This window comes from Streptomyces sp. WAC06614 (assembly GCF_003949795.1).
GTDB lineage: Bacteria > Actinomycetota > Actinomycetes > Streptomycetales > Streptomycetaceae > Streptomyces.
This window is the reverse complement of sequence record NZ_RPRY01000313.1, coordinates 1-7,837: the sequence shown is the minus strand read 5'-3', so window position 1 is coordinate 7,837 and position 7,837 is coordinate 1. Positions and strand designations below refer to the sequence as shown.

Here is a 7,837-nt window from a genome sequence, read left to right as displayed (position 1 = left end):
CAGGTCGGTCTTGGCCAGGGTCATTTCGACGTTGGACAGGAAGTTGCGGAAGAAGTGCCAGCGGTCGCCCATTTCGGTGAGGACGTCGTCCTGGCCGGCTTCGCGCAGCGCCTTCAGGCCGGAGCCGCCGCCGTCACCTGGACCGCCACCCTGCTGCTCATCCTCGGCGACCGCCCCCTGGAGGTCTGGGGCGCCGGCGAGGCCGTCGCCCTGCTCGTCCTGCTCTCCGGGGTCCTGCTGCGCGCCCCCGCCCGCACCGCCGCCGTCCTCGGCCCGCTGCTCGGCCTGGGCTGCATGGCCGTACCCGTGCGCGACACCGACCCCGGGCGCTTCACCCTGCTGTTCTCCGTGCTCACCGTCGTCGTCACCGCCTACTCCCTGCTGCTGCGCCTCCAGGCCGTCCAGCGCCGCCGCGAGCTCGACGCCGTCCGCAGTGCCGAACGCCTGGAGCTGGCCCGCGAGCTCCACGACCTCGTCGCCCACCACGTCACCGGCATCGTCGTCGAGGCCCGCGCCGCCCGCTACACCCACGTCGACGCCGACCGCGCCGCCGAGATCTTCGGCCGGATCGAGACCGCCGGGGACGAGGCCCTCGGCTCCATGCGCCGCCTGGTCAAGGTCCTGCGCGAGGGCGACCCCGCCACCGGCCCCGGCACCAGCCCCGTCGCCCGCCTGGCCGACCTCCGCGAGCTCACCGAGCGCTTCTCGGCCACCGGCCCGCCCGTCGTCCTCTACGTCGAGCACGACCTGGAGACCAAGATCCCCGACGATGTCGCCGCCACCGCCCACCGCATCGTCCTCGAAGCCCTCACCAACATCACCAAGCACGCCGCCACCGCCACCGCCGTCCGCATCGGCCTGCGCACCGTCCCCGCCGGCCTGGAGATCCGCGTCGCCGACGACGGGGGCCGCCCCGCCCGCCTCTCCGAGAAGGCCCGCGGCGGCGGCTACGGCCTCGCCGGCATGACCGAACGCGCCGAGGCCATGGGCGGCACCCTCAAGGCCGGCCCCGCCCCCGAGGGCGGCTGGCAGGTCCGCGCCGTCCTCCCCGTCCCCCACCGGCCGGCCCCTTCCCGATCGGGGGACCACCGTCTCACCCAGTGACACGGCCCGGCCGGCCCGGCCCGCCCGCCACGTAAGCTCGGGAACCATGAACAGCAGCGAGATCGACGCATACGTCTACGCCGAGCTGGCCCGCCTCCGGGACAGCATCGACAACATCGACGCGGCCGTGGTCCACATGCTGGCCGAACGCTTCAAGTGCACCCAGCAGGTCGGCCACCTCAAGGCCCGCCACCAGCTCCCCCCGGCCGACCCCACCCGCGAGGCCGCCCAGATCGCCCGGCTGCGCGAGCTCGCCGAGAACGCCAAGCTCGACCCCGCCTTCGCCGAGAAGCTGCTGAACTTCATCATCGCCGAGGTCATCCGCCACCACGAGACGATCGCTGCGGGCGAAGAATAGGGGGCTGGGGCTCGGCCGCCCCTTCAGGCAGCATGGGCCCCATGTCCGCACTGACGCGCAACGAAGCGCAGACCCGAGCCGCCCTCCTCGACGTCCACCGGTACCACGTCACCCTCGACCTCACCGGTGACGACGAGACGTTCGACTCCACCACCGTGATCCACTTCGGCGCCAAGAGCGCCGGCGACACCTTCGTGGAGCTGAAGCCGGACGCCCTGCGCTCCGCCACCCTGGACGGACAGCCGCTCGACCCCGACATCCTCACCGGCAACCGGCTCCCCCTCACCGGCCTCACCCCCGGCGACCACGAGCTGCGCGTCGAGGCCCGCATGCGCTACTCCCGCACCGGCGAGGGCCTGCACCGCTTCACCGACCCCGCCGACGGCGAGACCTACGTCTACACCCAGATGTTCATGGACGACGTCCAGCGCGTCTTCGCCGCCTTCGACCAGCCCGACCTCAAGGCCGCGTTCGCCTTCACCGTCACCGCCCCCGGCCACTGGACCGTCCTCGCCAACGGCACCACCGAGCGCACCGGCACCCGCGAGGCCGACGGCGCCGGCACCTGGGAATCGGCCCCCACCCCGGTCATCTCCACCTACCTCGCCGCCGTCGCCGCCGGCCCCTGGCACTCCGTACGCACCGAGCACGCCGGACTGCCCTTCGGCATCCACTGCCGCCGCTCCCTGGCCGAGCACCTCGACGCCGACGCCGACGAGATCCTCGACGTCACCACCGCCTGCTACGACCGCTACCACGAGAAGTTCTCCGAGCCCTACCCCTTCGACTCCTACGACCAGGCCTTCGTCCCCGAGTTCAACGCCGGCGCCATGGAGAACCCCGGCCTGGTCACCTTCCGCGACGAATTCATCTTCCGCTCCGCCGTCACCGACACCGAACGCATGCGGCGCGCCATGGTCGTCGCCCACGAGATGGCCCACATGTGGTTCGGCGACCTCGTCACCCTGCGCTGGTGGGACGACATCTGGCTGAACGAGTCCTTCGCCGAGTACATGGGCTACCAGACCCTCACCGAAGCCACCCGCTTCACCGACACCTGGACCGAGTTCGCCGTCACCCGCAAGTCCTGGGGCTACGACGCCGACCAGCGCCCCTCCACCCACCCCGTCGCCCCCGACCCCGACGACGTCCCCGACACCGCCGGCGCCCTGCTCAACTTCGACGGCATCTCCTACGCCAAGGGCGCCTCCGCCCTGCGCCAGCTCGTCGCCTGGCTCGGCGAGAAGGACTTCCTGGCCGGCATCAACACCCACTTCACCCGGCACAAGTTCGCCAACGCCTCCCTCGCCGACTTCGTCGACTCCCTGGCCGACAGCACCGACCGCGACGTCCACGCCTGGGCCGACATCTGGCTGCGCACCACCGGCATCGACACCCTCACCCCCGAGCTCCAGGAAAGCCCCGGCGGCTGGACCCTCGCCGTCCGCCGCGACGGCAGCCGCCCGCACCGCCTCACCGTCGGCACCTACGACGCCGAACCCGGCCACGCCCGCCGGCTGGAGCTGCGCGACCGCCTCGACCTGGACGTCCCCTCCGGCGAGGTCGTCTCCGGCACCGGCCCCCGCCCCGCCCTGGTCCTCCTCAACGACGGCGACCTCACCTACGCCAAGGTCCGCCTCGACGAAGGCTCCCTGGAGACGGCCCTGCGCCGCCTGTCGGGCATCCCCGACGCCCTCACCCGCGCCGTGCTCTGGAACGCGCTGCGCGACATGGTCCGCGACGGCGAACTGGAACCCGTCGCCTACCTGGAGACCGTCCACGCCCACCTGCCGGAGGAGACCGACCTCGCCGTCGTCCAGGGCGTCCTCGGCTTCGCCCGCCAGCAGATCGCCGACCAGTACCTCGCCCCCGAGGAACGGGCCGGCGCCCTGCGCCTGATCACCTCGACCACCCGCGACCTGATCCGCCGCACCGAGGACGGCCAGGCGCCCGGCCTGCGGCTGGCCGCCGTACGCGTCTTCATCGACAGCGCCACCCAGCCCGACACCATCGCCGCCTGGCTCACCGACGGCACCGTCACCGGCGGCCCCGAGCTCGACCCCGAGCTGCGCTGGCGGATCCTCGGCCGACTGGCCGTGCTCGGCGCGGTGGGCGAGCCGGAGATCGCCGAGGCCCTCGCCGCCGACCCCAGCGCCACCGGCGAGGAGGGCGCGGCCCGCTGCCGCGCCGCCCTCCCCGACGCCGAGGCCAAGGCGACGGCCTGGGCCCGCATGTTCGAGGACGACTCCCTGTCGAACTACCTGTTCACCGCCACCGCCCAGGGCTTCTGGCAGCCGGAGCAGACCGACCTGACCGCCCCCTACGTCTCCCGCTACTGGGCCGACGCCGTCGCCCTCGGCGCCCGCCGCGGCCCGGCCATCGGCGAAGCCGCGGGCCGCTGGGCCTTCCCCACCCACGCGGTGTCCCCCACCACGGTGGAAGCAGCCCGAGCCTGCCTGTCGAACCCGGACCTCATCCCCCTCCTCCACCGCAAACTGACCGACCAACTGGCCGACCTCACGCGAGCCTTGCACATCCGCTCGACCAACGTCGGCTGATCTGCGGCCACTTCGCTCCCGTCCCTCTGGGGAGTCGTGAGAGGGGCGGGAGCCGGCATGTGCGGGCGAGAGGCAAATCGTCTGACGATCCGACAGGTGCCGGTGATATTCTTGAGGGGTTACGAGCCACTTGGTGAGACGTGACGCGGTATCCGGCATCGGCCGGATGCTCCCCGCGGGAGCCCAGAGCTGACCTTGCCACCCGACCCATGGGCAGGCAAGGACGCGAGCAACGGTCCGTCGAGCGACTCTCCGGGTCGACGCAGCGCGTATCGCGGATCCACACCCCGGGTCGAGCGGTGCAGCCGCTTGACACCCGAGTCCTCCCACGGATCCAGCGAAGGGCCCACCAGCCATCAACGCCTACGTCTTAGCCGATCGTCTCGCCTACAGCGACGACTCCGGCATCCCCGGAGCTGGCCTCGCGGTCTTCTCCGCGATCACCGTCGTACCCCACCGTACGGCGAGCTTCGAATCCCGCTACGCAGACCTGCGTCACGACTGGCTGCACCAGCACGGCATCCCCGTCGACTACGAGTTCCACACGGCGAAGTTCCTCGGAGGCCGGGGCCGTCCCGGCGACCGGAACCCGGACCGGACCGACCGCCGCCGCATGGCCCAGAGCCTGCTGGACCTCATCGGGCGCTTTCCGGGTCTGACGGTCCACTCCGTCTACTCGATCGACCGCGACTTCCGTGCCGCCAAGCGGGCCGCCTTCAGCGGTCTGCTCCGTTCCCTCGACGCCGCGCTCGTCGAGGACGGCCGGTACGCCGCGCTCACCGTGGACGGCGACGGCACCGAGCACCTCTACACCGAGGTCCACGAACAGGTCCGCCCGCGTCGGCTCATCGGCCCCGCAGCCCAGGTACCGGCCCACGAGTCGCTGTGGATCCAGGCCGCCGACCTGGTGGCCTACACGGCCTGCCAGGCAGTGGCCCGGCAGCCCGAACGCGAGTTCATGTGGTACTGGCACGCCCAGCACCTGCCGAAGGCTCCGCCACCGCGGGAGGCATGAGCCGTGAACCACGGAGGCCCCGGCGCACGCGCCAGGGCCTCCGTAAAAGCAGACCTGACAGACGCCGCCGGCGCTGCCCGGACTACACAACCAGTGTACCCACCACTACCACACGAAACCACCCGTACAGCGACGGGTCACACACCGCGGAGCCTTCCGCCCTTAAGGAGTGACGTTGTCCGTCCCCACTGGATTCCAAGAACCCTCGATGGGTGAACGTCGTACCGCCGATCCCGCCACCTCAGGCCCTCAGAGCATCACCTTCCTCTACGGCGAGGAAGAATTCACCGTCTCCGGCTTCGAGAACGACCTGCCGGAACTGTCGTCCGTGACAGACCGCGGATCCCTCGTCAAGGCAGGTCTGAACTCGCCCGGCGCCACCCTCGACGTGGACTCCTGGCATGCCGTCGCCCGCGCCGTCGTCGCCCCCGATTCGGCCGCCGCTCAACTCCGCGCCCAAAAGGGCCTGCTCTCCGCCCTCATCGAGGAGCACGTCGAAGGCGCCACCCTCCGCTCCCTGCACACCCGCGCCTGGCTCACCGAACTCTTCCCGGGCCTCCAGCCCCGCACCGGCCAGGAGGCCCTCCCGGTCGACGACCCGGTCGTCCTGGGCGACCTGGGGCACGACGGGGAACCCCTCGCTTGCGTCGTCTACACGTACCGCGACATCGCCCACCTCCGCGCGCACCTGCGCCAGACCATCACCGAGACCCGGCGGGCCAACCCCAACCCGTACGACCAGTCGATCCTCGCCCGGCGCATCACCCGAGCCGTGATCGCCCACCCCGCGCGCCTGGAGTTCGAGGACGGCACCGAGCCGGTCGACATCCTCGTCGTCCGCGACGGCATCACTCGCCTGACCAGCGCATGGGCCCTCCTCACTGGAGAGGAGAGCCCTACTCCGGACCAGATCGCCCGAACCGCCGGCGACCTGCTTCTCGCCGAGAAGCCCCAGCGCCGCGGCGCGGAGAAGCCACGCAGCCAGCGCATGGCACTCGGCCGCCGGGACGCACTGGCAGAACTCCGCGCCGAGTTCTACCAAGGCCTGGGCGGAGGACAGCCGGCCGACCGGTCCGTCCGACTCGGCCAGACCCTCGTCGTCCCCGCACAGATCACCGTCGGACTTCGCCGCCACGGAACGACCACCCTGCCCGCCGAGGAGGTGTTCGACGACGCGGTGCGCAGCATCCTCGCCTCGCTCCACGTCGAGTTCAAGGCATGGGAGTCCGCGGCGCAGAACGTGGAGGTCGGCTCCCGCGCCCTGCGAAGGGTGCACCTGAACGGCCAGAGCGAGACGCGGCTCCTCGAAGGCGTGGTCGCCCTCGCCCTCGGCAGGCGGCGGCCGGAGGAGCTGCCCGAGGTCTTCGGGGACCGCCGGATACCGGGCACCCCTCTGTGGCGCGCGGTCTACCTCGTACATCACCTGACCAGGGATGACGTCTTCAGGGAGGTCAAGCGGCACGCCAAGGACATCAAGGGCACCCGGCAGATGAAGACAGCCGGATACGCCGAACTCCTCGGCCCGATCATCGACCTGCCCTGGCGGGGAGCCAAATCCGCCTCGCTCAAGCAGGCCCGCAACGCCTGGGCCAACGGGGGCGTCCTCACCAAGGCCGTACTCGGCCACTGGACCCCGATTCCCTGCGACGACTTCACCCACCTCGTACCCGCTGCCCACGAGGGGGACACCGATGCCCGTCAGACCCTCACCGTGGCCGGCGGTACCGCCCTGCTCGCCGACAAACTGATCACCCGGAACGTGGGCTCGGCGGTCGGGAACACCGTTCCCTGGCGGAGCAACGTGGACCAGGTGGTGGCCGGACTGGCCGAGAGCCACGAGGGCCTGTGGATGCTCGCCGTGGCGGCCAACGCATTCGACGCGGACAGGGAATGCGTCAACTCCTTCTCCGCCACGCAACTGCTCGGCAAGGACAAGACGGAGATGTACACCATCCCCGACGTCGACCCCGAGCATCCGGACCGGCTGCGCAAGGACCAGGGAGGCGTCGCCTCCCTCGCCCTCACCCCCTGGCGCGTGGTCGAAGCCTCCGATCCCGTTCGCGCCCAGGCGCTGGACGAGGAGAAGGACCGGGCCTCCGAGGACACCATGACCGTCGGCGAGGTGCTCGACCAGAAGCGCAGGGACCTCGTCGTGGCAGTGGAAGCGGCCCGGCAGCGGCTGGACGCTCTTCTCGACTACGCCAAGACACCCGAAGCGAAACAGACCACCCTGGAGCCGTTCGGGTCGCACCCGGAGTGGAAGACCCTGGACGACGAGGTCCGCGACCTCGCCACCATCATTTACCACCATCGGCCGGACCAGGCCGACGAGGACGACGAGGAGTACGACGACACCGAGGAGGACTGGGCATGACCGGCCACCCCACGCCCTGACCCCCGGTTGCACCGGAGCCACCGCCCAGGGGCGCGCGGAACTGCGCGCCCGGCCCCGCGACGGGCTGTAGTCGTCGTGGGTGCTTCGCCCCGGCGGCGGGGCTGCGGGCCGGCTGCCGCCGTAGGGGTGGCGCTTGTCCTGCGGGCTGCAGGCCGTCGGTGGCCGGCCGCGCAGTTGCCCGCGCCCCTGTGGGGCCGGGCTTCGGCCCGGGTGGTGGCGCCGGCCGGACCGGAGTCCGGCTTCGCCCCGGCGCAGGCGGGGGCAGGGGGTGTTACCCCGTTCGGGTTGGGTCGTTGTGATCGGTGAGGGGTCGGCCCCTCCTGCGCCCGGCCGGGGCGGCCCACGGTCCCGGCCCCGTACGTGAGGACCCGCATGACCACGCGGTCTGGCCCGCCGGCGGGCCAGAC

At 71.7% G+C, this 7,837-nt stretch carries 5 protein-coding genes and 1 pseudogene; 5 read left to right on the top strand and 1 reads right to left on the bottom strand.

All coding sequences use genetic code 11. From position 1 onward, the window contains the following. Nucleotides 1-141, bottom strand: a pseudogene (locus tag EF918_RS39210) (phosphoenolpyruvate carboxylase); the annotation flags it as partial. Between EF918_RS39210 and EF918_RS29010 the strand changes: the two are divergent. The 5 genes from EF918_RS29010 (at nt 91) to EF918_RS28990 (ending at nt 7,409) form a co-directional block, all read left to right on the top strand. Then, a complete protein-coding gene (locus EF918_RS29010; protein WP_312847874.1) occupies nt 91-1,104 on the top strand; it encodes a histidine kinase in 1,014 nt (337 codons plus the stop codon). The pseudogene EF918_RS39210 and the gene EF918_RS29010 sit on opposite strands and share 51 nt — an antisense overlap. 46 nt (nt 1,105-1,150) lie before the next feature. Further along, nucleotides 1,151-1,462 (top strand): chorismate mutase, encoded by a 312-nt coding sequence (locus tag EF918_RS29005; RefSeq protein ID WP_125651900.1) that lies wholly within the window; start codon nt 1,151-1,153, stop codon nt 1,460-1,462. Between the two features lie 32 nt (nt 1,463-1,494). After that, the gene (gene pepN / locus EF918_RS29000; protein ID WP_125651899.1) at nt 1,495-4,020 is read left to right on the top strand and encodes an aminopeptidase N; all 2,526 of its coding nucleotides are present in this window, start codon (nt 1,495-1,497) and stop codon (nt 4,018-4,020) included. Nucleotides 4,021-4,375: 355 nt separating this feature from the next. Next, complete coding sequence (locus tag EF918_RS39345; RefSeq protein ID WP_125651898.1) at nt 4,376-5,035, top strand: DUF3800 domain-containing protein; 660 nt, start codon at nt 4,376-4,378, stop codon at nt 5,033-5,035. Between the two features lie 208 nt (nt 5,036-5,243). Continuing rightward, nucleotides 5,244-7,409, top strand: a complete 2,166-nt coding sequence (locus tag EF918_RS28990) for a hypothetical protein (RefSeq protein WP_125651897.1) — start codon at nt 5,244-5,246, stop codon at nt 7,407-7,409. Nucleotides 7,410-7,837: the final 428 nt, after the last annotated feature.

Bases quoted from the DNA above. Each gene is read 5' to 3' on its own strand.
- EF918_RS29005 (WP_125651900.1), top strand. From the start codon at position 1,151: ATGAACAGCAGCGAGATCGACGCATACGTCTACGCCGAGCTGGCCCGC.
- pepN (WP_125651899.1), top strand. From the start codon at position 1,495: ATGGGCCCCATGTCCGCACTGACGCGCAACGAAGCGCAGACCCGAGCC.
- EF918_RS28990 (WP_125651897.1), top strand. From the start codon at position 5,244: ATGGGTGAACGTCGTACCGCCGATCCCGCCACCTCAGGCCCTCAGAGC.